This is a genomic window from Alcanivorax sp. VBW004 (assembly GCF_009718865.1).
Lineage (GTDB): Bacteria > Pseudomonadota > Gammaproteobacteria > Pseudomonadales > Alcanivoracaceae > Alcanivorax.
Window position 1 is genome coordinate 1,430,667 of sequence record NZ_WNHC01000001.1, and the last position, 20,309, is coordinate 1,450,975.

The 20,309-nt window shown below is 55.6% G+C and carries 20 protein-coding genes and 1 other RNA gene; 12 read left to right on the forward strand and 9 right to left on the reverse strand.

The features are described 5' to 3' along the window. Positions 1-15: 15 nt before the first annotated feature. Entirely contained in the window at positions 16-357 is a 342-nt protein-coding gene (locus F1529_RS06510) for a hypothetical protein (protein ID WP_155133090.1), read from the reverse strand. 219 nt (positions 358-576) lie between these two features. Between F1529_RS06510 and ahpC the strand changes: the two genes are divergently transcribed. Together ahpC and ahpF are read left to right on the forward strand one after the other, a co-directional pair. Continuing rightward, positions 577-1,140 carry an alkyl hydroperoxide reductase subunit C gene (gene ahpC / locus F1529_RS06515; RefSeq protein ID WP_155133093.1) on the forward strand — a complete coding sequence of 188 codons (564 nt, stop codon included), beginning with the start codon at positions 577-579 and terminating at the stop codon, positions 1,138-1,140. A gap of 98 nt (positions 1,141-1,238) precedes the next feature. Then, the gene (ahpF, locus tag F1529_RS06520) at positions 1,239-2,861 is read left to right on the forward strand and encodes an alkyl hydroperoxide reductase subunit F (RefSeq protein ID WP_155133096.1); all 1,623 of its coding nucleotides are present in this window, start codon (positions 1,239-1,241) and stop codon (positions 2,859-2,861) included. A 191-nt stretch (positions 2,862-3,052) separates the two neighbouring features. Here ahpF and F1529_RS06525 read toward each other — a convergent pair whose 3' ends face one another. Beyond that, entirely contained in the window at positions 3,053-4,858 is a 1,806-nt protein-coding gene (locus F1529_RS06525) for a S8 family serine peptidase (RefSeq protein ID WP_155133099.1), read from the reverse strand. Positions 4,859-5,031: 173 nt separating this feature from the next. Continuing rightward, positions 5,032-5,388, reverse strand: coding sequence for a hypothetical protein (locus tag F1529_RS06530; protein WP_007150672.1), 357 nt, complete (start codon positions 5,386-5,388; stop codon positions 5,032-5,034). A 158-nt stretch (positions 5,389-5,546) separates the two neighbouring features. Between F1529_RS06530 and F1529_RS06535 the strand changes: the two genes are divergently transcribed. Then, on the forward strand, positions 5,547-5,816 hold the full coding sequence (locus F1529_RS06535; protein WP_155133102.1) for a hypothetical protein: 270 nt from the start codon (positions 5,547-5,549) through the stop codon (positions 5,814-5,816). Between the two features lie 32 nt (positions 5,817-5,848). Here the strand turns inward: F1529_RS06535 and F1529_RS06540 are convergent, their stop codons facing one another. Further along, positions 5,849-6,319, reverse strand: coding sequence for a very short patch repair endonuclease (locus F1529_RS06540; RefSeq protein ID WP_155133105.1), 471 nt, complete (start codon positions 6,317-6,319; stop codon positions 5,849-5,851). A gap of 79 nt (positions 6,320-6,398) precedes the next feature. Between F1529_RS06540 and dcm the strand changes: the two genes are divergently transcribed. From dcm to F1529_RS06565, 5 genes are all read left to right on the forward strand, one after another. Then, complete coding sequence (dcm, locus tag F1529_RS06545) at positions 6,399-7,706, forward strand: DNA (cytosine-5-)-methyltransferase (protein ID WP_007150915.1); 1,308 nt, start codon at positions 6,399-6,401, stop codon at positions 7,704-7,706. A 155-nt stretch (positions 7,707-7,861) separates the two neighbouring features. Beyond that, positions 7,862-9,766, forward strand: a complete 1,905-nt coding sequence (locus F1529_RS06550; protein ID WP_155133108.1) for a hypothetical protein — start codon at positions 7,862-7,864, stop codon at positions 9,764-9,766. Continuing rightward, positions 9,750-10,580: a hypothetical protein gene (locus F1529_RS06555; RefSeq protein ID WP_039926779.1), complete on the forward strand. Its 831-nt coding sequence runs from the start codon at positions 9,750-9,752 to the stop codon at positions 10,578-10,580. Before F1529_RS06550 ends, F1529_RS06555 begins: the two co-directional genes overlap by 17 nt. After that, positions 10,580-11,326: a DUF6339 family protein gene (locus F1529_RS06560; RefSeq protein ID WP_050760164.1), complete on the forward strand. Its 747-nt coding sequence runs from the start codon at positions 10,580-10,582 to the stop codon at positions 11,324-11,326. The genes F1529_RS06555 and F1529_RS06560 overlap by 1 nt, the downstream gene beginning before the upstream one ends. Before the next feature lie 66 nt (positions 11,327-11,392). Beyond that, entirely contained in the window at positions 11,393-12,622 is a 1,230-nt protein-coding gene (locus F1529_RS06565) for a type II restriction endonuclease (RefSeq protein WP_007148444.1), read from the forward strand. A 623-nt stretch (positions 12,623-13,245) separates the two neighbouring features. Here the strand turns inward: F1529_RS06565 and ssrA are convergent. Next, positions 13,246-13,602: a transfer-messenger RNA gene (gene ssrA / locus F1529_RS06570) on the reverse strand. Between the two features lie 415 nt (positions 13,603-14,017). Between ssrA and F1529_RS06575 the strand changes: the two genes are divergently transcribed. Further along, positions 14,018-14,299 carry a hypothetical protein gene (locus tag F1529_RS06575; RefSeq protein ID WP_230457732.1) on the forward strand — a complete coding sequence of 94 codons (282 nt, stop codon included), beginning with the start codon at positions 14,018-14,020 and terminating at the stop codon, positions 14,297-14,299. Positions 14,300-14,353: 54 nt separating this feature from the next. Here F1529_RS06575 and smpB read toward each other — a convergent pair whose 3' ends face one another. After that, entirely contained in the window at positions 14,354-14,833 is a 480-nt protein-coding gene (gene smpB / locus F1529_RS06580) for an SsrA-binding protein SmpB (protein WP_063521317.1), read from the reverse strand. A gap of 168 nt (positions 14,834-15,001) precedes the next feature. Here smpB and F1529_RS06585 point away from each other — a divergent pair, with 168 nt between their 5' ends. Next, positions 15,002-16,570, forward strand: coding sequence for a sodium-dependent transporter (locus tag F1529_RS06585; RefSeq protein ID WP_155133112.1), 1,569 nt, complete (start codon positions 15,002-15,004; stop codon positions 16,568-16,570). Next, a complete protein-coding gene (locus F1529_RS06590; RefSeq protein ID WP_007150195.1) occupies positions 16,567-16,875 on the forward strand; it encodes an RnfH family protein in 309 nt (102 codons plus the stop codon). Before F1529_RS06585 ends, F1529_RS06590 begins: the two co-directional genes overlap by 4 nt. A gap of 45 nt (positions 16,876-16,920) precedes the next feature. On the opposite strand, the gene F1529_RS06595 is transcribed toward F1529_RS06590, so the two are convergent. Next, complete coding sequence (locus F1529_RS06595) at positions 16,921-17,328, reverse strand: outer membrane protein assembly factor BamE (RefSeq protein WP_007151389.1); 408 nt, start codon at positions 17,326-17,328, stop codon at positions 16,921-16,923. A 187-nt stretch (positions 17,329-17,515) separates the two neighbouring features. Here F1529_RS06595 and fur point away from each other — a divergent pair, with 187 nt between their 5' ends. Further along, positions 17,516-17,917, forward strand: a complete 402-nt coding sequence (gene fur / locus F1529_RS06600; protein ID WP_155133115.1) for a ferric iron uptake transcriptional regulator — start codon at positions 17,516-17,518, stop codon at positions 17,915-17,917. A gap of 77 nt (positions 17,918-17,994) precedes the next feature. Here the strand turns inward: fur and recN are convergent, their stop codons facing one another. Continuing rightward, on the reverse strand, positions 17,995-19,662 hold the full coding sequence (recN, locus tag F1529_RS06605; RefSeq protein WP_155133118.1) for a DNA repair protein RecN: 1,668 nt from the start codon (positions 19,660-19,662) through the stop codon (positions 17,995-17,997). A 30-nt stretch (positions 19,663-19,692) separates the two neighbouring features. Further along, a complete protein-coding gene (locus F1529_RS06610) occupies positions 19,693-20,220 on the reverse strand; it encodes an RDD family protein (RefSeq protein ID WP_155133121.1) in 528 nt (175 codons plus the stop codon). Between the last annotated feature and the right edge of the window lie 89 nt (positions 20,221-20,309).

Below are 20,309 nucleotides of genomic sequence, written 5' to 3' on the forward strand. Positions count from 1 at the left end.
CTGCCGCTGCCATGATCAGGGAGAACTCTTGCCCGGTGTGGTCAGGTCGCTGCTCGGCTTCCAGCGGTCCAGTTCGCGGGTCATGGACGGTTGCGTGGTGTTTTCCTGTAGCTCCAGCGCCCGCTTCTGCAGGCGGCCCTCCGCGTTTTTCGCGCTGCCAGTCCCGCCTTTTTTCAGGCCGGGCTGGGGCACGCTGGTAAGGCCGTCGTAATCCACCCCGTACTGGTAATCCTCCTCGTAGACGTCATCCCCGCGAATGTAGTCGTAATCACTGCCATACGCCGGGGCGGCAGTGCCCGCCACGATCATCACCCAGCCCGCGGTCAGTGCCAGCTGGCGCCATCCTGTGCGTTCCATAAAGGCCTCCTGCTCTGTGTGTCTTCACATGGGACAGGGCGGCAGCGGTGGGGTTCCTGATTCCAGGCGCTACTGGCTGGTCGGCGGGGCGCGTTAGGTATTGCCTATCACTGCAATGAAAGTATCCAAATTTACCAATCGCCAAAAAAGCCCCATTCTTGCCTTCGACGAAAACGTTAACCCAATCGTTTTACCGATAACCTAGGGAGTCTTGGAAACATGGCACTGATTAATAGCGAGATCCAACCGTTCAACGCCACCGCATTTAAGCAGGGCGAATTTGTAGAGATCTCTGATGCCGACGTAAAAGGCAAGTGGGCGATCTTCTTCTTCTATCCCGCCGACTTCACTTTTGTTTGCCCCACCGAACTGGGCGACGTGGCTGACAAGTACGAAGAGCTGCAGAACATGGGCGTGGAAGTGTTCTCCGTATCCACCGATACCCACTTCACCCACAAGGCATGGCACGACACCTCCGACACCATCGGCAAGATCAACTACTACATGGTTGGCGACCAGACCGGCACCATCACCAACAACTTCCAGGTGATGCGTGAAGGCCAGGGCCTGGCAGACCGCGCTACCTTCCTGATCGATCCGGATGGCGTGATCCAGGCCATGGAAATCACTGCCGAAGGTATCGGCCGTGATGCCGACGATCTGCTGCGCAAGGTGAAAGCCGCCCAGTACGTTCGCAACAATCCAGGCGAAGTGTGCCCGGCAAAATGGAAAGAAGGCGAAGCCACTCTGGCCCCGTCTCTGGACCTGGTCGGCAAGATCTAAATCTGCCTCAGGTTACAACAGTCCGGCGGGATCGCCGGGCTGTTGTCCCCCCGAATTTTTGACGTCACTGAATACGCTTTTACGTTAAGGGAAGACTCATGCTCACGAATGAAATTTTGCAGGCTCTCAAGGGCTACGCCGCCAACATGCAGAAGAAAGTCACTTTCGTGCTGCAAGCAGGCACCCACGACAAGCGCGATGAACTGGTCAGCTTTCTTTCCGACATCGCTGGTGTCAGTGACAACCTGGCGTTCGAAGAACGCGATACGGGCGACACCTTGCGTAGCCCGATCAGTTTTCTGCTGGAAGCCGATGGAGAAGACACGGGTATCCGTTTCTCCGGTATTCCCGCAGGCCACGAATTCAATTCCCTGGTGCTGGCGTTTCTGCATGCATCCGGGACAGACATCAAGCTGGACGACAGCCTCCAGCGCATGGTCGCCAATGCCAAAGGCGACATGCATTTCGAAGTGTTTATCAGCCTGAGCTGTCACAACTGCCCGGACGTGGTCCAGGCCTTGAACCAGTTCGCCTTGTTGAACCCGAACATTCGCGCGGAAATGATTGATGGCGGCCTGTTTCAGGACGTGGTCAACGAGCGCGACATTCAGGGGGTGCCCAGCGTCTACCTGAATGGTGAGCTGTTCGCCAACGGCAAGGTGACCGCCGCCGAGTTGATCGACAAGCTGCTCGAACATGACCCGAGCATTGCCCAGGCGGGCGCTGGCGAAAAAATGCCATTGCAGGACGTGACCGTGATTGGTGGTGGTCCTGCCGGTGTGGCGTCTGCCATCTACAGTGCCCGCAAGGGGTTGAAAGTGACCCTGATCGCCGACCGTATCGGTGGCCAGGTGAAAGACACCATGGATATCGAAAACCTGATCTCCGTGAAGAAAACCACCGGCCCGGAATTGTCCGGTGCGTTGCAGGCACACATGAACGATTACGAGGTGACGGTGAAAGAGCACCTGAAAGTCGCCCGTGTGGAAAAGGGTGATATCAAAACGGTGGTGTTGTCTTCCGGTGAAGAAATTGATACCAAGACCGTGATCGTGGCCACCGGTGCCAAATGGCGTGAGCTGGGTGTGCCCGGGGAGAAGGAAAACATCGGTAATGGTGTGGCCTATTGCCCGCACTGCGATGGCCCCTTCTTCAAGGGCAAGGATGTGGCGGTGATCGGTGGCGGTAACTCCGGCATTGAAGCCGCGCTGGATTTGGCCGGTATCGTCAAATCCGTGAACGTGTTCGAGTTCATGCCGGAGTTGAAAGCCGACAAGGTGCTGGTGGACAAGGCGGAAAGTAAAGCCAATGTCACCATTCACAGAAACGTGGCGACCAAACAGATCACTGCCAGCAATGGCAAGGTGGATGCCATCGAGTACGTGGACCGCGAGACAGAGCAAGTGCATACCCTGCCGTTGCACGGTGTGTTTGTTCAGATCGGCCTGGTGCCCAACAGTGATTTTCTGGACGGCGTGGTCGAGCGTAGCCGGTTTGGTGAAATCGAAATCAACGAGAAGTGCCAGACCTCAGAGGAAGGCATTTACGCCGCCGGTGACGTGACCACGGTGCCGTACAAGCAGATTGTCATCAGCATGGGGGAAGGCTCCAAGGCGTCCCTGGCGGCTTTTGAATACCTGATGACCCAGGGCGATCGACTGGATGCCTTGTATGAAAGTGAAAGCAAGACAGGCGAGCAGAAGGAATCTGCTGTCGCCTGACCCGCTGGCGCTCACCAGTAGAAACGAAAAGCCACCGTTCGCGGTGGTTTTTTTGTTTCAAGAGACGCTGCGCGCTCAACGGTTTTCGGCCTGTTGCTTGTGGCGTGAAGCATGATGCGTCTATTTATCAGACACAAAAAAGCCGGCGCACCAGGAGGTTAACGCCGGCATAAAACCGTAGGCAGAAAAACTTACGGGTTGGTGAGTAGCGTATAGGCTCCGGAGCCGCTCTGGGCCTGTACCTGCCAGCGGTAATAGCCGCTGTTCACATTGGTATGGATCTCGGCTACACCACCTTGTGGGCTGGCGGTGGTTACGTTGTTCCAGCCGCAGAAGAACAGGAAGCAGCTTTGTGCTTGCAGGGTCACGGTGAAGCTGGCGCCCGCCGGGCTATACAGCCAGGCGTCAATCTGCCCGCCGGAAAAGTTGAAACCGTTGGACGGCAGGATCGCAGAGCCACCGTTGTTCAGCTGGCCTTCATAGCGGGTGCAGTCCGGGCACGGGGAGGTGTCTGTTCCCACGCTCAGGGTCTGGTCGGTGCTGCCGGTCTGGTTGGCGGTGTCGGTAACGGTCAGGGTCACGGTGAACTCGCCATCCACCCCGTAGTCATGGCTGATCTGCTCGCCACTGGCCACATTGCCGTCGCCCAGAGTCCAGTCCCAGGCCGCTACGGCCACATCATCACTGGAGCCGCTGGCATCCAGCTCACAGACTGTGCCTTGGCAATCAGCGGTGAAGGCTGCGGTCGGCAGGCGGTCGATCCCGGAGCCGTCTTGCTGCGTGATCTGCAGTAACAGGTTAGGCGACTGGCTGCCCGGGTTGCTGATGGCGCCTGTTGCGGCGTCGTTTACCAGCGCAAGGTTAACCGCGTCAGGTGTAGCGCTGGGGTTGGCGGCCAAATACAGGGCGGCGGCGCCGGCAGCATGTGGCGCCGCCATGGAGGTGCCATCAATGCTGGACGTCTGTGTATCGGATTGATACCAGGCCGAGGTGATGTCGCTGCCCGGTGCAAACAGGTCCACACAGGCGCCGTAGTTGGAAAAAGAGGAGCGCTGGTCCTGGCGAGTAGTCGCACCGACCGTCAGCGCTTCGGGCACCCGGTTAGGGGAGCCGTTACAGGCGTTGGTGTTGTCATTACCTGCAGCCACTACCATGGTCACGCCTGCTGTCACAGCGTTGGAAACGGCGGTATCCAGAGCGGTGGAAGTGAAGCCCCCGAGCGACATATTGGCGACGGCGGGTTTCTGGTGATTACCAGCGACCCAGTCGATACCGGCGATAACGGCAGAGGTGCTACCGCTGCCGTTACAGTTAAGGACCCGTACTGGGATTACGTTGGCCTGTTTGGCCACACCATAGGTGCTGCCCGCTGCGGTGCCCGCTACGTGGGAGCCATGGCCGTTACAGTCTTCGTAATTGTCAGGGTCAACGCTGCCGCCGAACAGAAAACCCAGCGCGCCGTCGGCGACAAAGTTACGTCCGGGCACTATACGACCGGTAAACTCCTGGTGGGTGGTGCGCACCCCGGTATCCACCACGTAGATGTTTACGTCGCGGCCGCCGTTGTCGGGGTATTGGAAGCTGTTATCCAGTGGCAGGGCCGGTTGATCGACGCGGTCCAGCCCCCAGGTGGCGTTATTCTGCACTGCCACCGTGGTGACGATGCGGTCCGGCTCAACAGAGATGACGCCGGGCAGAATACCAAGCAAAGACGCCTGCAGGCTGGTCAGCCTGACGGTCATGCCCAACAAGGCGTTGTCATAGGTATAGAGCACCTCGCCGCCACCAATGCCGGCCAGCAAGGTTTGAATGGCTGTGGTCAGGCTGTTAAGGCCCAGCTGTTCGGTGATGTTCGGAACCAGGGTGACAATATACTGGTTTTGGATGATGTCCCCGGCTGCGGGGCTTTCGGTGTTGTCGTCGGCCCAGGCAGGGGACAGAACGCTGCCCCCCAGGATAGTGGCCAGCACAGCGGCTTTGAATGTTGAACGCGGCATTGAGATCCCTCCAGAAAGTCTGGTTTTGAAAGGTAGGGAAACGCCGTGTATCTCTCCATGAGCCCGGTGTAGGATTTTTGTTGCTATGAAAATGATTCAGGTGCCTGGAAGGCCCGTGCTCACTGGTGTGGGGTAAAAATGAGAACTGGTCGTGAAGATGCGCAGGAGGAGGCTTAAACCAGTCCGCTTAGCTGGGAAACGGTCTTCCAGACCAGCATCTGCATGCGCTGGGAGTTGATGGTTGGCTTCGCCAGGCAGGCAAACACCATATCTTTCACCGGCCAGATACTGATGCAGCCCTCCCGGCAGCGGATAAACACCTCCTCGCTATCCCCCAGTTTCAGGCCCTCCAGTACCCGGTCGCAGGCCTTCTTCATCTCAAAGAACAGCGCGCTCTGCTCATCAAAATCCAGCCCTTCACCAAAGTGCACCACCGGCATCCCGTCGCTGCTGATCAGGGAGACCAGAAGAATCTCGTCGGAGGAAGCGTGGAGGGATTCCAGGGGAGGGGTTAGGGTGGTGAGCTTCATTGTTGTTATCCGTTCGTGGGGCTTTGGTTCAGCTTAGGGGGCGGGCGAAGATGGGTCAAAAAGAAGCTGACAGGCGCTTGTCAGAAAGGGTTGAAGGTGCGGATTAGGGCTTTACTTTTACTGGCTTTATGTACAGTATTCAGGGGAAGGAGGTCGCCATGATCAGTGAAAAGGATATTCCTGACTGGAACGATGAAAGCAAAGCCGGGCTTTTTGAGTGGTGGCATGAGATGGCGAATAGAGGGATGGCTTTTCATCCCGATGATTCTCCCTCAACCATTGTGTTCATCGAGAGCGGAGAGCCGATGTTTACTGCTGGCGCCTGTCGCAAGCTCGAAAGTATCCTTGTCCGGATGGAGCACCAACACGGGAACAGCATTTACGATGCCGGTTTTCAGGCGGTGTGGGAATGCCTGGCTACAAGTTGATCAAGGATGATCGAGTGCGCCTGCGAGAACCATCAATTTGGCCGACCAGCGGGTCTCTGTCTGATTTCGGCGTCATTTTCATCAAACTGCAGCCAGCGCACAGCGGTTTCTATTGTTTCCTTGATACCCAGCTTGTTTTTGCCCTTGAGGGCGCATTCCCAGATGGTGAGCGTCTTCCATCCGAGTTTTCGGTATTCGACAAGGTTGGCCGCATCTCTCTTGCGAGTTTGCTCAATCTTCTGTTGCCAAAACTCCTGTCTGGTGCTGGGCCATTTAAATAGATGGCAATCATGGCCATGCCAAAAGCAGCCATTGATCTGGATTATTGCCTTGTATTTGGGGAAAACCAGGTCTGGTTTGCCGGGCAGGCGTTTTTCATGAAGTCGGTAGCGGAAGCCACGCCTGTGAAGCTCGGATCGTATGATGAGCTCTGGCTTTGTGTTCTGCCCCTTGATGTTGGACATCATTCTTGATCGGGTTTTGGGCGGCACAATATCAGCCATTGAGAGCTCTCTCTTGCTCAATGCTTAAAGATGCTTCGATGCTACATGCTTTTCAGGTATCCATGACTATGACTCGTTGATGCTGGGTCAAAAAGCATGCAAAATGCACAAAAAATTCCCGCCGGAGGGCTTGAAGTTGGGTAATGCAACCGTATATGAACAGCTGGAAGAGGCCCTTCGGGTCTATACACGTCGTGATTTAGCGCAAGCTCTGGAGATCAACGGGAGTACCTTGGGGCGTTGGTTAACCCGAGAAAACGAGCCCAAACCCTATGTGGCTGATCGCCTGACGCAGCTAATGCTGCCTTTTAATAGAGAGCCGGTAGCAGGGGATTTCAAGTTTGTGGATCTCTTCGCCGGAATCGGTGGCCTGCGTATGGCCTTTGAGTCTGCCGGAGGGCAGTGTGTCTTCACGAGTGAGTGGGACAGCTATGCTCAGCGTACTTACCTCGGTAATTTTGGTGATAGCCATCAGCTTAATGGCGATATTACAGAGGTGAATGCTGCTGATATCCCTGATCATGACGTTCTGCTTGCCGGGTTTCCTTGTCAGCCTTTTTCCATTGCTGGGGTATCCAAGAAAAATGCTTTAGGCCGTTCGCACGGTTTTGCGTGCGAGGCCCAAGGTACATTGTTTTTTGATGTCGCCAGGATCATTAAAGAAAAAAGGCCAAAGGCTTTCCTTTTGGAGAATGTGAAGAATTTAAAATCACACGATAAGGGAAACACTTTTAGGGTAATAATAGATACCTTGGAAAAAGAGTTGGGCTACCAGGTTCACGTTAAAGTGATTGATGGCCAGCATTTTGTGCCCCAGCACCGGGAACGAATTGCTATTGTTGGTTTTCGTGAGCCTATGCCATTTTCATGGGATGCCATGAAAATGGCAGGTAAGGGTGAGAAGAGGATGCGAGAGGTTTTGCACCGAGAAGACGGTTCTGAACCCTATCTTGAATGGGATGGCGACCGTTTCTTTGACCACGGAAAGGGTGAGGTGAACGAAAAGTACATTCTAACCCCGAAGCTTTGGAAATATCTGAAAGATTACAAGGCAAAACATCAGGCTAAAGGGAATGGTTTTGGGTTTGGCCTTGTCGGGCCTGATAGCGTTGCTCGTACCCTTTCTGCCAGATATTACAAGGATGGGTCGGAAATTCTTGTACAAAGAGGAAGGAAGAGACCGCGTCGGTTAACCCCTCGTGAATGTGCCAGATTGATGGGGTTTCCTGATGAATTCAGAATTCCTGTGTCTGATACCCGAGCATATAAGCAGTTTGGAAACTCTGTTGTGACGCTAGCTTTTCAGGAGGTGGCTCGGATCATGAGACCTTATATTGTCGAGCATGAATATTGGGCTTCTGAGCCTGATCTTCTGACAGTAAATTGAATAGAGGTGGGTGTTAAATTGTTTCTCTTCAGGTTTTGATGTCTCGCTAAAATCGCTCGCCCTTGTTTCAGAAAAGCACTTTCCGTCTGGACGGACTGTGCTATTAATGCGAGATTAAGTCCCTAAATTGACTGGCTTGCATTAAGGGACGGCATATGGGGTTGCTGTGGAGGTTTTTGCGCAATGAGGCGGAGGAAGATGAAGGGCTTGCTGATGCAGGTGTTGAGACGTTTAGAGATGCCCCCTTCGCAGGCCTCGCCCGCGAATGTGGCCAGAACAGTATCGATGCAGCACGACATTCCGGGCCGGATGGCAATGCTGAACGAGTAATCGTCCGCTTCTGGAAAGAAACCATATCGACAGAGTCTGTTCCTGATATAGCCGGATTCAGGGCAACGATTGAGGCCTGTCTGAGCCGCGCAAAGGACAGGGGGGATGATAAAGAAATTCAGTTCTTTGAGCGGGCCAAACGAATTGTCCGTGCCTCGGACATAGACCTGCTTCACGTGATTGATGAAGGAACCACGGGACTTATCGGCCCATGCGAACCTGGTACGCCCTATCACGCGCTGATCAAAGCTAAAGGCGTAAGCAAAAAAGGCGATGATACGTCCGGAGGCTCCTTCGGTATCGGAAAAAACGCGGCCTACGCAGTCTCAGCCCTGAGAAGCGTCTTTTATTCAACGGTGTATACGGACTCATCTGGTAGCAGTCAGTTTCTGGCGCAGGCCAAAGCTATTCTTGTTTCCCACAATAAAGGTCCGGGGCAGGAATACAGCGCGACAGGATATTGGGGCGAGGCTGAAAACTATATGCCGGCCACGATTATGTCAGCGTTGCCCGAATGGCTGCAGAGGACTGAGCCGGGAACCACTGTGACAGCGCTAGGTTTTTTGTCAGAGGACGGGTGGGACTGGCGTATTGCTGAGTCACTGGTGCGAAATTTTTTCACGGCCGTCCACAACAGCAAAGTGGTTTTTGAGGTCGGGGATGGCCTTGTTATTGACCGGGACACCCTGCCAGCACTGTTTGTAAACGAAACGCTCCGTGAAGTTGCTTCTAGCCGTGGCTCTGATGAAGATCTAAAATTTAGTTATAACCTCTATCGTTGCCTGACTAGCCCGGAAAGCGCTCGCTATGAGGAGACCATTCAGGGGCTGGGAAGAGTAAGGCTATCAATTCTAATTGAGGACCGGCTCGAAAAGCAGGTTGGTCTAATTCGGAACGGAATGTTCATCACGTCCCGTTTCCGGCATTTCAAGGAGAAACTTGCCCGGTTTCCACTCCAAAAAGACTTCATTGCAGTTGTTGAGCCAATTGATGATAGTGCTTCCTCGCACATCAGGGCTCTGGAGAATCCGAGGCATGATGAGCTTTCTCCCGAACGGATTGAAGATCCTGAACTGAGTCGCTCCCTGAGGGAAGCTGTGAACAAAATGAATGCTTGGATCCGGGAGAGGATAAAAAGCCACACCACGCTCCCTCCGGATGACGAAGTTCAGCTGGATGACCTCAATAACTTTTTCGCGGCTCCGGAAGATAAAGCCGACAGAATACAGAATACAGGCACAAGCGAAAAAGATCCCACATCGATAAAAGTTGAAATGCGAAAGAAACCGGAGAGCTCGGGTGCATCAGCGTCTGGAGGGTCAGAAGGCGGAAGTGGCGGAAAGAAACCCGGGGGAAGCGGGGGGTCAACCAGCGGCCCAGGAACCGGTAAAGGAAAGGGTGGAGTAGCTGGGCCTCGAGGAGGACAGGTCCCGATTAAGGGATTACGTAATACAGTCAAAGGTGGCGACACCCGGTCCAGAAAGATTTTTTTTACACCGGAGAAATCGGGTACGGCACGACTGGATGTCATCGCCGCTGGTATTGCCGATGAAGAACGGCTGCCGGTTGTCGCGGCGCCGGGGCATACGGTAACCAAGGGTGCATGTGAGATTGAGCTGAAGGAAGGTGATCGGATAGCGATTTTGGTTGAACTGGCTGAACCATATGAAGGGCCAATTGAAATCTCGCTCAGCCTGAAAGAGGAGAATAACAATGAAGCTCAAGGCTGATACCCGCTTCCCTTACCCGGTGCTGGCCAGCTTTACGGATGACTATCCATCGGCAACATTCAGTTTGGACGTTGAGCCCGTCCGGGAAGTAACTGAAACCGGTGAAGTCGAGATTCGAGGCGAGCTCAGGCCCGGGGAGCGGTTTTTAGATCGTGTGCTCGCAGAAGGAAAGATGGCATGCGGATTGTACGTCACCTGCGAGCATACCTACTATTCGGAGTTTTTCCCGATCTCTCCCAGCAGCTGGAAGGTGTCCGTCAGCGGAGGGAATCTACGGGGCGTGGTTAAGCTCAGAGCTATCATCTATGTTGCTGTAGATACGCTATCGATGCCCGCAGGGTTAATTCATGAAGAGTTCGGGAAGCAGGATTTTCCGCTCAGAAAATACTCACTTGCTGGTGTAAGTGACGAGTTCGAATTTGATGCCGGCCTGGATAAGCTGGTTCCGATGGAGTCAGTCTTTCGTCTTGAATCGGCACGCAGTGTTGAGAATGGATTATTCAGGGTTGGTACGGATACTCAGGTCATTGTTATTCAGGTTCATCCAACGCTATACGAATCGTTGAATCTAGTTCGCAATAGCGGCCATGGGCGCCAGATACTGTTGTCCTCATTATACCTGCCATGTCTTATGGAGGTCCTTGATGTCGCTTCCAGAGAGAAGAGTGATCACCTCAGGTGGTACCGTGCAATTGAATCCCGTTGCCGTCAGGTAGGAGTGGAACTCGACGGAAAAGATCTCCTCAGAAAAGCACAGATGTTGCTCGACTGCCCGGTCGGCAAGGTGCATGAAGCGGTGGAGGCGCTGAGTTAATGAGCTTGAAGAAAGTACTTTATGTTGGTCAGGCGGTTGCTGATCATCTAATCGATTCGATTGATGAAAATGTCGAGCGATATTGCTCGGAAGGATTTCGGGATCTCGCAGAACAGGGTAACTGGGAGATTGCAACCAGCCTTACCTACGATCCCGGTCCCCTGAGAGAGCTTGACCCTGCCAGAACTGCTGAGGCGGAAATTAACAACTCAATACTGGTATGGCGGTCACTCAGTAGCTTAACCCCTTCTCTGGCAACGGAAAACAGAATCTGGATCCGGCTAACTCATCTTGAATGCCTTGGGTTCTGTCAGAAGCGCTGGCTTGAAGGAAAAACAGGGGAGGTTCTGGCTAAAGCGATTCGTGCTCACTTTTTTGCTGATACCCGGACGAGGTGGAGGGATGATAATGCTGTTTCGCGGCTCTGGTGGAACTACTGGATTGCTAAGCGACTAATGCCTGACGATCCTGAGAAGGCGCTGAGCATTATTTTTCGCTCGACTGACATGCGACTTAGCACCGTTGAACGCCCGGGGTTGTTTATCCGACCGGCAATTTCTGCCGGTATACTTCGGGCGTTTTCCCGGGATGAGTGGGTTCTTGCTCGTGAAGAGCACTGGCGCAAATTCATGACTGAATTGAATAAAGTTGGCGCTGGCAAGGTTTTCGAGGCGATGAAAGAAATGGAGGTAGACCAGTTGATGAGCAAATGCTTGGATCGTGCCAAGTTGGTATTAGCGTCCTGATTCGGTTTATAGGCGCCAGATTGTAGCTGTGTTCGGTTTCAGAATTTTCCGAGTGGAGATATTGCAGTGCTCGATTCAGTAAATGAGATCTTTGAGGGGGCGGCAGCGAAGTACTTGAGTGCTGTAGATGCCGATCCAGCTCGATCAAATCAACATGAGATCGGCGGGTTGCCCAGCGTGGGTTTTAAAAGCTATCTCGGGGCACCCGGAAAATCCGACAGGTACCACTTCCCTGCGCTAATGGCATACATCAAAGATGAGGAAGATGTCGAACTCTGCCAGGATATGGTGACTTGGTACGACGCACGCTGGAGAAACCCGAAACGCCCACCAGAGTATCGCCTTTACTATAAATCAAATCCTGTCACGGATTTGATCCAGCCGACAGATTTCTTGCTGGTAGCGAAGAAGCGTGACGGAAGTCTTCTCCTTCTTTTTTCCCCTGCCAGCTCATCCGTGGAATTTCAGCTGCGTCATCTTTTCGGTCTGTCGGGCGTCGACCAGAGCTTCACCTCTGCGTCCATGCCGTCACAGACCCTAATCCTTCCTATAAAGATGCTGCTGGAAGACCTTGGTGTCAGAGCATTCGACGTGAGTGAGGCTCAGAATGACCTCGATATGCTCTTGGCGAGATTTCCTGAAAAGTTTCCAAAAACTGCAGAATTTTCAGCAGTAGCTAGAGATGTGGCTGACTTTGATTGCATCGCAGATCCCGACAATGCTCTGATTGGCTGGATGGAGCGTGAGGAAGCGCTCTTCAGAGCGTACGAACGGCATGTGGTGTCTGAAAGGCTACGCTCCGGTTTCGGTGCTGCAGGAGACGATGTAGATGAGTTTATTGCATTCTCTCTGAGTGTTCAGAACCGCCGAAAATCACGGGTTGGTCACGCCTTTGAGAATCATCTGGGATTTGTTTTTCAGCAGAACAGGCTTCCATTTGAGAAGGGGGGTGGGGTGCGCGTAACAGAAAACAAGGCCAAGCCTGATTTTCTGTTTCCTGATTTCGGCGCCTACCACGACCCAGAATACCCTAAGGAAAAGATCTTTCTTCTCGGGGCCAAAACAACCTGTAAAGACCGCTGGAGGCAGGTTCTGTCTGAAGGTGACCTGCTGGACCGGAAATTCCTGGCCACACTAGAGGCTGGCATCAGTTCGTTTCAGACCGATGAAATGATAGCGAAGAATCTGCAGTTGGTCATCCCGGCGGCGATCCATGGAAGCTTTTCTGAAGCCCAGAAACGCTGGTTATACACCATGGCAGATTTTATTAAAGAGGTAAGGAAAGCAGCTCAATAAATAGTGGCCCTGGGCCTTAAGTGTTCGTATAAGGCTTGGAGGGGGCTTGCTCCGTGCCTGCTATCATTAAGATGATGGGAAGGCATAAAGAAAGTGCGCACAATCGAGGGTGCCTACTTTTCAGGTGCCTTTTATTAGCGAGGCGCCTGAAGCTCCTTCTTTTTGGCAATGCTAAGCAACTTCATCGACGCGCCGTTAGGTGCTTTTTCTCCCTGTTCCTACTGCCGAATCGTGGATGCACTGATGTCCAGGAATGCGGCAAATGCAGCCTGGCTGGCTTTTGTTTGTGTCCGGATAATTTTGATTTGTCCCAGTGTATATTTTTTTACTTCAGGCAGGCAGAGTGCGTCGAATTCCCGCATGGAGCGGGCTTCGGGATCAGTCTTTCCCCGTGCGTCCGGTATTGGGTCAAGGGTCTTCCCTGGTTAACCAGCGAGGACTATCCCTTGCAGGCAAGTTATTCGCTGCGCTCAACCCTTCGGGGCCGCACTCCGTGCGTTATTTCGCTGCGCTACGTTCCTGCGGAAGTTTGATTCTTGGCGTCAGGCGTCAGTCAGCCGCCGCGCGGCACAAAAAAAGGGCCACCCCATCGGGGTGGCCCTTTTGATTTGCTACTTGCTGTTTGGTGGAGCCGGCGGGAATCGAACCCGCGTCCGTCAGCAATCCATCTGCAGATCTACATGCTTAGCCATATTTATTAATTTAAGCCTTCACAGCCCAATTGGCAGGACGTGAAGGCCGGGCCCCTAAGAGTTTTAACAGCGCCATCCGGGGCGGACTTTGCTGCGAGCCTGTGTTGCGATGCTCGCCGCTCTTCCCCACAGGCAGGGTCGATTGGCGATAAGCAGGGTTTAAGCTGCTAGTGCGTAAGAATCGTCGTTTGCGATTGCTTTAATGTGCCACAAATGATTTACGAGACTCGTGACCTTCTCGGCATGCACCACAGAATTCAGTACCGGCGTCGAATCCAGGTCGGCCCCTGTGATGGGTTCATTCTAAGGGATGGGGGTGGGGAAGTCGATTTCAATGTGCGGCCAGGGGGATATGTCGGGCGACGGCGGAACTGACCATATATTGGTGGCGGGCGGCATGAAGGCTGTTCATTTTGTAATCAGAATGTGAAAAGTGTTACCTGAATACCCATTTATTGTCCGACAATCCAACCTGATAACCTTGTGCTGTCATCTTTCGGGCGCACTATAGCTGTGTCATCACGGCAAAGTTACATCGGCCAGTGGTGAGGTTGAGCAAGCGATGTGCTGGCAGCCATAAGCGACCCAAGGGCATCGGGCTCAAATATTGTGTACCACACAATGGCTTTACAGCGAGCCTTGAGATTGACGTATCAAGAAGGCCGCTGATCAAAGCATTGTCGTTCATTGAAGGAGAAGGATGATGAACACGATCTTTCGGTCAGCAGGGCAAGTTTCCGAGAAGGCACTGTCGCCTTTGAAGGCTCAGCCGCTGCTCTACAGAGCGTTGCAATTGGTATTTGCGCTGGCTGCGTATGCAGCAGGTATCTACCTGGTGAATATGGCGACCCCGGAAGCACGTATTCCGGTGATTCTGTTCGCCGTTTACTTCCTGCCTGCGGTGCTTCGCGCCTGGCTGCAATTGTATTGGCAGCTGCGTGGCGATAGCCGTGCACAGGATGTAAATACTCGCCACACGGCGTAATCAAGACAGCCTGAGACAGTGCCCGGCGGCAGGGCGTGACGCCTCTTTACGGCGTCATCTCTGCCGCAGTATGCGCTGCTTCTGGCGATTCCAGTCGCGCTCTTTCTCAGTGGCGCGCTTGTCGAATTTCTGCTTGCCTTTGGCCAGTGCGATGTCGCACTTGGCGAACCCTTTCTTCCAGTACAGGCTCACCGGCACACAGGTGAAGCCGTCTTTCTGTACGCCGCCAAATACTCGCCCCAGCTCACGACGGTGCAGCAGCAGTTTGCGCGTGCGTGTCGGGTCCGGGTTAACGTGGGTGCTGGCGGTGTTGAGTGGCTCGAAGCGGGCACCGAACAGGAAGGCTTCGCCGTTTTTCAGCAAGACGTAGGCTTCTGTCAGGTTACCTTTGCCGGCACGCAGGGATTTCACTTCCCAGCCTTCCAATACCAGGCCGGCTTCAAAGTGCTCTTCCAGATGATATTCGTGGCGTGCCTTGCGGTTTTGCGCAATGGTGGCCGACGGTGCTTTGGCTTTCTTGTTGGCTTTTCCCATAGGGCGGCGATTATAGAGCAAGGGGTGAGTGGCTGATAGCGGTTTGTCTGCTGTGGCTGTTGCGGGGTGAGTGACTGCTTACCATCGTTTGCGCTGTTACTGGCCGTCACTTGAGCCGCCCTGCCAAAAAAAAGACAATACCGCCACGCGAACAAGAGTAATGGTGTTATGAAGCAAGAAAACAAGTCGGTCCATGGAGTATGGGGCAGCCGCTGGGTGTTTATTCTGGCGGCAACCGGGTCGGCAGTGGGGCTGGGTAACATCTGGCGGTTCCCGTATATCACCGGGGAAAACGGGGGCGGTGCCTTTGTGCTGCTGTATCTGTTGTGTATTGCAGTGGTGGGCATTCCCATCATGGCTGCAGAGGTCATGCTGGGCCGCAAGGGTGGGCTGAGCCCGATCAACACCATGCGCAAGCTTGCCGGCGAGAGCAAGGTCACCCAGCGCTGGGCGGGCATCGGGATTATGGGGGCGCTGTCCGCGTTTCTGATCCTGTCGTTTTATTCTGCCGTGGCCAGCTGGGCGTTGTATTACACCTGGGAGGCGGCCCGTGGCGTGTTTGAGGGCATCACGGCCACCCAGTCCGAGGCGCACTTTGACAGCATGTTGGCCGACCCCTGGTTAATGCTCGGTTTCCACTCCCTGTTCATGTTGCTCACCATGGTGGTGGTGGCTCGCGGGGTGAAGGGCGGGCTGGAAAAAGCCGTGCAGGTGCTGATGCCGCTGCTGTTTGTGCTGCTGCTGGTGCTGGTGGGGTACGCGGCGACGACGCCTGGTTTCAGCGAAGGCATGAATTTCCTGTTTGCGTTTGATTTCTCCAAGCTGACCGGCAAAGCCGTGCTGGTGGCTGTCGGGCAGGCGTTTTTCACCCTGAGCCTGGGGATGGGGGCGATCATGGCCTATGGGGCCTATATGCCCCGCGAAGTGACCGACCCGAAAACCGGCAAGAAGAAGCCGGTGTCGATTCTCTCTACCGTGGCCATTATTGCGGTGCTGGATACGCTGGTGGCGCTGGGTGCGGGTATGGCCATGTTCCCGCTGCTGTTTTCCGGGGGCCTGGAAGTGGGCCAGGGCCCGGGCATGATGTTCGTGACCCTGCCGCTGGCGTTCGGCAGTATCCCCGGTGGGGTGTTGTTCGGCACCCTGTTCTTCCTGCTGGTGGTGTGCGCCGCGTGGAGCTCGTCCATCAGCCTGGGTGAGCCGGTGGTGGCCTGGTTGGTGGAAAAGGGGCTGACCCGCGCCAAGGCCGCTATTGTGGTCGGGCTGGGGGCCTGGTTGCTGGGCGTGGGCTCGGTGCTGTCCTTCAATGTCTGGAAGGACAATACGTTCCTGGCGGGCACCTTCTTCGACAATATGGAATTCCTGTCCACCACGGTGATGCTGCCGCTGGGTGGCTTGCTGATCGCTATCTTCGCGGGCTGGGTGATGAAGGAAACCCATGCGCGCAAGGAGCTGGGGATCAAGAACTTCAAGCTGTACCTGGTGTGGCGCGCGCTGGTGCGGATTTTTTCTCCGGCGGCGGTGGTTGCCTTGTTTGTGTATTCCATCTGGAGTGCGGTGGCGCCTGCCGATGAGGTGGCCCCTGTGCAGGAGCCGGAGCCGGTTGCGCCGGCGGCATCGCAAGCGCCGGGTGTGGAGGCCGAAACCGAAGTGCCTGCGCCAGTGGCGGAGCCGGCGGATGATTCAGAGGGTTATGAGGTGCCATCGGCACCGGCCGCTGTGGAGCCTGCACCGTGAGCGATGCCATGATCCACGTGGAAGTGACCTATGCGTTGCCGGAAAAGCAGCGTTTGATAGGCCTGGATGTGCCTGAGGGTACCACCATGCTGGAGGCCGCGCGGTTGTCAGGGATCGATGAGCAGTTTGCCGACCTGGAACTGGGCAAGGCGCCCATGGGGGTATTCGGCAAGGTGGTGGCGAACCCGGCGGGGCATATACTCAAGGCGGGTGAACGGGTGGAGATCTACCGCCCGTTGACGGCCGATCCGAAGCTTAATCGCAAGAAACGAGCGAAAGAAAAAGCCTCTGCAGACAAGGGCTGAGAGGCTTTTGTGTGGCGTGGTCAGTCAGCCATGAAGGTGGCGCGTTTATTCGGCGTCATCCTTGCGATCAGCGGCTTTGCGCTGTAATTCCAGATCGTTGCGGCCGGACGTTTTGGCCTTGAAGTCGTCGATGACTTCGCCTTCGTAGCGGCTGTAGGCGCCGTTCTCGAAGTGGACGGAAATGGTCTGGCTGACGTTCTCGCCCTTGCCGGGTCGGTAGGTCATCGGATAGAGCCACAGGTCCGGAGTGAACGGGTCCACCAGGGTGGGGGCACCGAGAACATAGCGCACTTGCTCCGGCGACATGCCTGGCTGCAGTTCGCTGAGCATGTCTTCGGTGACGAAGTTGCCTTGCGGAATATCAATTCGATAGACGCCGGGGAAGCGCAGTGAGCTGCAGCCAGCGGTGGCCAGAAGAGATATCAGTGTCAGTGAAACAAGAATGCGGGGCATGATTTTCGACTTCGCTAAGTGTTCGGGCGATAATACAGACTTGGGAACCTATGACAAACTCCGGTCTGGCTGTCTGGACCTGTTCCATAGACAGCCAGTGGGGCGATGAGTTCGCCCTGGTGCCCCGGTGGTGCAGATTTCCCGCCCTTTTCAAAACCGCCATTGATTGGCAGATGGAGCATACGCATTGGATAATCAGGATCTCAGAAAAGCGGGCCTTAAAGTGACCCTGCCGCGGGTGAAAATCCTGCAGCAACTGGAAAAGTCTGAAGAGCGTCACTTGAGCGCGGAAGACATCTACAAGTCACTGATGGATTCCGGCGAGGATGTGGGGCTGGCCACGGTATATCGTGTGCTGACCCAGTTCGAGCAGGCGGGCATGGTGCTGCGTCATAACTTTGAAGGCGGCTCCGCCGTATTCGAGCTGGCCGATGAGGACCATCACGACCACATGGTGTGCATGGAAACCGGCCAGGTGGTGGAGTTCATGGATGACGTGATCGAGAAGCGCCAGCATGCCATTGCCGAGGAGCACGGTTACGAAATCGTGGATCACTCGCTGGTGCTGTACGTCAAGCCGAAGAAGTAATAGTGGCGCCTCACGCAGCAGGCTTCATGCCGCACGCGGGTATGAAGCCTGCTGCGTAAAACCTGCTGCGTATCCTGTCATGCAGCCTGGGCTTTGCTCAGCATCTCTTTGGCGTGATTGCGGGTGGATTCGGTGATTTCCACGCCACCCAGCATGCGCGCCAGCTCTTCTACTCTGGCGGTTTCGTCCAGCCCCTGAATGCGGGTGTGGGTGGTGTCGTCCCCCTGAATCTTGTGTACCTGCCAGTGCTGATGCCCCTGGCTGGCAACCTGTGGCTGGTGGGTAATGCACAGCACCTGGGCGTGCAGGCCCAGCTCGCGCAGTAGCCGGCCGACGATCTCGGCGACGCCGCCGCCCACGCCCACGTCCACTTCGTCGAAGACCAGGCTGGGTACAGTCAGGTTGCGCGCGCAGATCACTTGAATGGCCAGGCTGACCCGTGACAGTTCGCCACCGGACGCCACCTTGCCCAGCGGTTTGAGCGGTTGGCCCGGGTTGGCAGAAAACAGGAATTCCACCTCTTCCAGGCCGTCGGGCGTGGGGCTGCACTCACTAAGGCGAGCATCCAGCTGGGCCGCTTTCATGCCCAAGGCGGTGAGTTGTTTCTGGACTTGCTGGCTGAGGGTCTTGGCGGCGCTGCGGCGGGCCTTGCTGAGCTTGCGGGCGTTGTCCATGTAGTGTTGCTGGGCGCTGCTTTCCTGTTCGGCCAGGGCGTGCAGGTGGGCATCCACATTGCCCAGCGCGTCGGATTCGGCCAGCAGGCTGCGATGATGCTCCACCAGTTCTTCCGGGCGAATGCGGTGTTTGCGGGCCAGGGTGTAGCACTGGCTCAGGCGTTCTTCCACCTGGATCAGACGGGCTGGGTCCAGATCCAGTTTTTCCAGGTAATGACGCAGATCATCGGCGGCGGCTTCCACTTGCAGACGGGCGGATTCCACGGTGTCGGCAATGCTGCCCAGGCCGTCGTCGTTGTTGCGGGCGTCATCCAGCCAGTGGCTGACCTGGCTGAGGTGGTCGTTGCAGGTGCCGTCCTCGCCTTCATAAAGCGCGTTCAGGGATTGCTGGCAGACGCGGATCAGGCTTTCTGCGTTGCCCAGCCGCTGCTGTTCCTGCTCCAGCTGTTCCAGCTCGCCGTCTTGCAGGGCGAGGGCATCGAGCTCCTCCAGCTGGAAGCGCAGCAGCTCTTCCTTTTCGTTCTGTTCGCGGGCCTGATTAAGGGCCTCGTCGTGGGCGCGGCGGGCTTTCTGCCAGTGGCGCCAGTGCTCGCGCACGCTGTTGGCCAGGTCGCGGGCGTCGGCAAAGTTGTCCAGCAGCTGGCGATGGGCGTCTTTTTTCAGCAGCGCCTGATGTTCGTGCTGGCTGTGGATGCTGATCAGGCGCTCGCCCAGCTCGCGGACTTCCGCCAGCGGGGTGGGGGTGCCGTTTACGTAGGCCCGAGAGCGGCCGTCGGCACGCACGGTGCGGCGCAGCAGGCACTGTTCTTCATCGTCCAGTTCCCGTTCGGCAAGCCATTGGCGGGCGGCCAGGTTGTTGCTCACATCAAAGGTGGCCAGCACCTCGGCGCGGTCGTGCCCGTGGCGAACGATGGAGGAGTCAGCGCGATCCCCGAGGGTGAGCCCAAGGGCGTCGATGATGACGGATTTGCCTGCCCCGGTTTCGCCGCTGATGACGGTGAGCCCGTTCTCGGGCTCCAGTTCCAGCTGGTCAACGGTGGCAAAATGACGAACGCTCAAGTGTGTCAGCATGGTGTTCCTCCGGAACAGGCAAAATCGTTGTTAAGCGGTGGTGCTCTGGGTCTGTATGACCTGGGTGCCGGCAAGGTGGTCGTGCAGGCAACGGCGGTCGGACCGGAAAATCAGTAACGGGTCGAGAATCATGATCAGGTTGATGCCGGGCAGCTGGGCGAGCACGTGGAAAACAAAATAGCGCAGGCCATAGAGCTTGCCGGCGGGCACGTTGTCCTGCTCCATGCCGACGATGCGCATGTTGAGAATTATTTTGCCGATGGTTTGCTGGCGGTTGAACAGGAGCCAGCCCTGCAGGGCCAGGAAGATCAGTTCCCCGGCGATGAACAGGCCGATGCTGGTGGTCAGGTTGATGTCGCCGTTGCCCTGCATCAGGGCGTCCCAGATGCCGGTGAAATAGATGATCGGGCCGATCACCAGTAACTGCACCAGGCCATCGATGAGAGAGCCCAGCAGGCGGTACAGGCGGCTGGCCAGTTCCGGTGTGTCGGGCTTTGCCTGGCTCTGGATAGTGCTGTCCGGGGCCTGGTAGGGGTTGTGCGGGTTTTCGTCGGTCATGATGACATCCTTGTTATGATGACTGCTCTTATGGACAGTATTGGCTAATGGTAGGGGATTCGCGCGGAGAGTGTAAGCCCCTGCTCAAT

What these genes read in the sequence shown, in the direction of transcription:
- smpB (WP_063521317.1), bottom strand. Translation starts at nt 14,833, where the DNA reads ATGGGAAAAGCCAACAAGAAAGCCAAAGCACCGTCGGCCACCATTGCG.
- F1529_RS06540 (WP_155133105.1), bottom strand. Translation starts at nt 6,319, where the DNA reads ATGGCTGATATTGTGCCGCCCAAAACCCGATCAAGAATGATGTCCAAC.
- ahpC (WP_155133093.1), top strand. Translation starts at nt 577, where the DNA reads ATGGCACTGATTAATAGCGAGATCCAACCGTTCAACGCCACCGCATTT.
- F1529_RS06510 (WP_155133090.1), bottom strand. Translation starts at nt 357, where the DNA reads ATGGAACGCACAGGATGGCGCCAGCTGGCACTGACCGCGGGCTGGGTG.
- F1529_RS06550 (WP_155133108.1), top strand. Translation starts at nt 7,862, where the DNA reads ATGGGGTTGCTGTGGAGGTTTTTGCGCAATGAGGCGGAGGAAGATGAA.
- F1529_RS06535 (WP_155133102.1), top strand. Translation starts at nt 5,547, where the DNA reads ATGATCAGTGAAAAGGATATTCCTGACTGGAACGATGAAAGCAAAGCC.
- F1529_RS06525 (WP_155133099.1), bottom strand. Translation starts at nt 4,858, where the DNA reads ATGCCGCGTTCAACATTCAAAGCCGCTGTGCTGGCCACTATCCTGGGG.
- ahpF (WP_155133096.1), top strand. Translation starts at nt 1,239, where the DNA reads ATGCTCACGAATGAAATTTTGCAGGCTCTCAAGGGCTACGCCGCCAAC.
- F1529_RS06595 (WP_007151389.1), bottom strand. Translation starts at nt 17,328, where the DNA reads ATGCCCCGCATTCTTGTTTCACTGACACTGATATCTCTTCTGGCCACC.
- recN (WP_155133118.1), bottom strand. Translation starts at nt 19,662, where the DNA reads ATGCTGACACACTTGAGCGTTCGTCATTTTGCCACCGTTGACCAGCTG.
- F1529_RS06610 (WP_155133121.1), bottom strand. Translation starts at nt 20,220, where the DNA reads ATGACCGACGAAAACCCGCACAACCCCTACCAGGCCCCGGACAGCACT.
- F1529_RS06555 (WP_039926779.1), top strand. Translation starts at nt 9,750, where the DNA reads ATGAAGCTCAAGGCTGATACCCGCTTCCCTTACCCGGTGCTGGCCAGC.
- F1529_RS06560 (WP_050760164.1), top strand. Translation starts at nt 10,580, where the DNA reads ATGAGCTTGAAGAAAGTACTTTATGTTGGTCAGGCGGTTGCTGATCAT.
- F1529_RS06575 (WP_230457732.1), top strand. Translation starts at nt 14,018, where the DNA reads ATGAACACGATCTTTCGGTCAGCAGGGCAAGTTTCCGAGAAGGCACTG.
- F1529_RS06530 (WP_007150672.1), bottom strand. Translation starts at nt 5,388, where the DNA reads ATGAAGCTCACCACCCTAACCCCTCCCCTGGAATCCCTCCACGCTTCC.
- dcm (WP_007150915.1), top strand. Translation starts at nt 6,399, where the DNA reads ATGCTGGGTCAAAAAGCATGCAAAATGCACAAAAAATTCCCGCCGGAG.
- F1529_RS06585 (WP_155133112.1), top strand. Translation starts at nt 15,002, where the DNA reads ATGAAGCAAGAAAACAAGTCGGTCCATGGAGTATGGGGCAGCCGCTGG.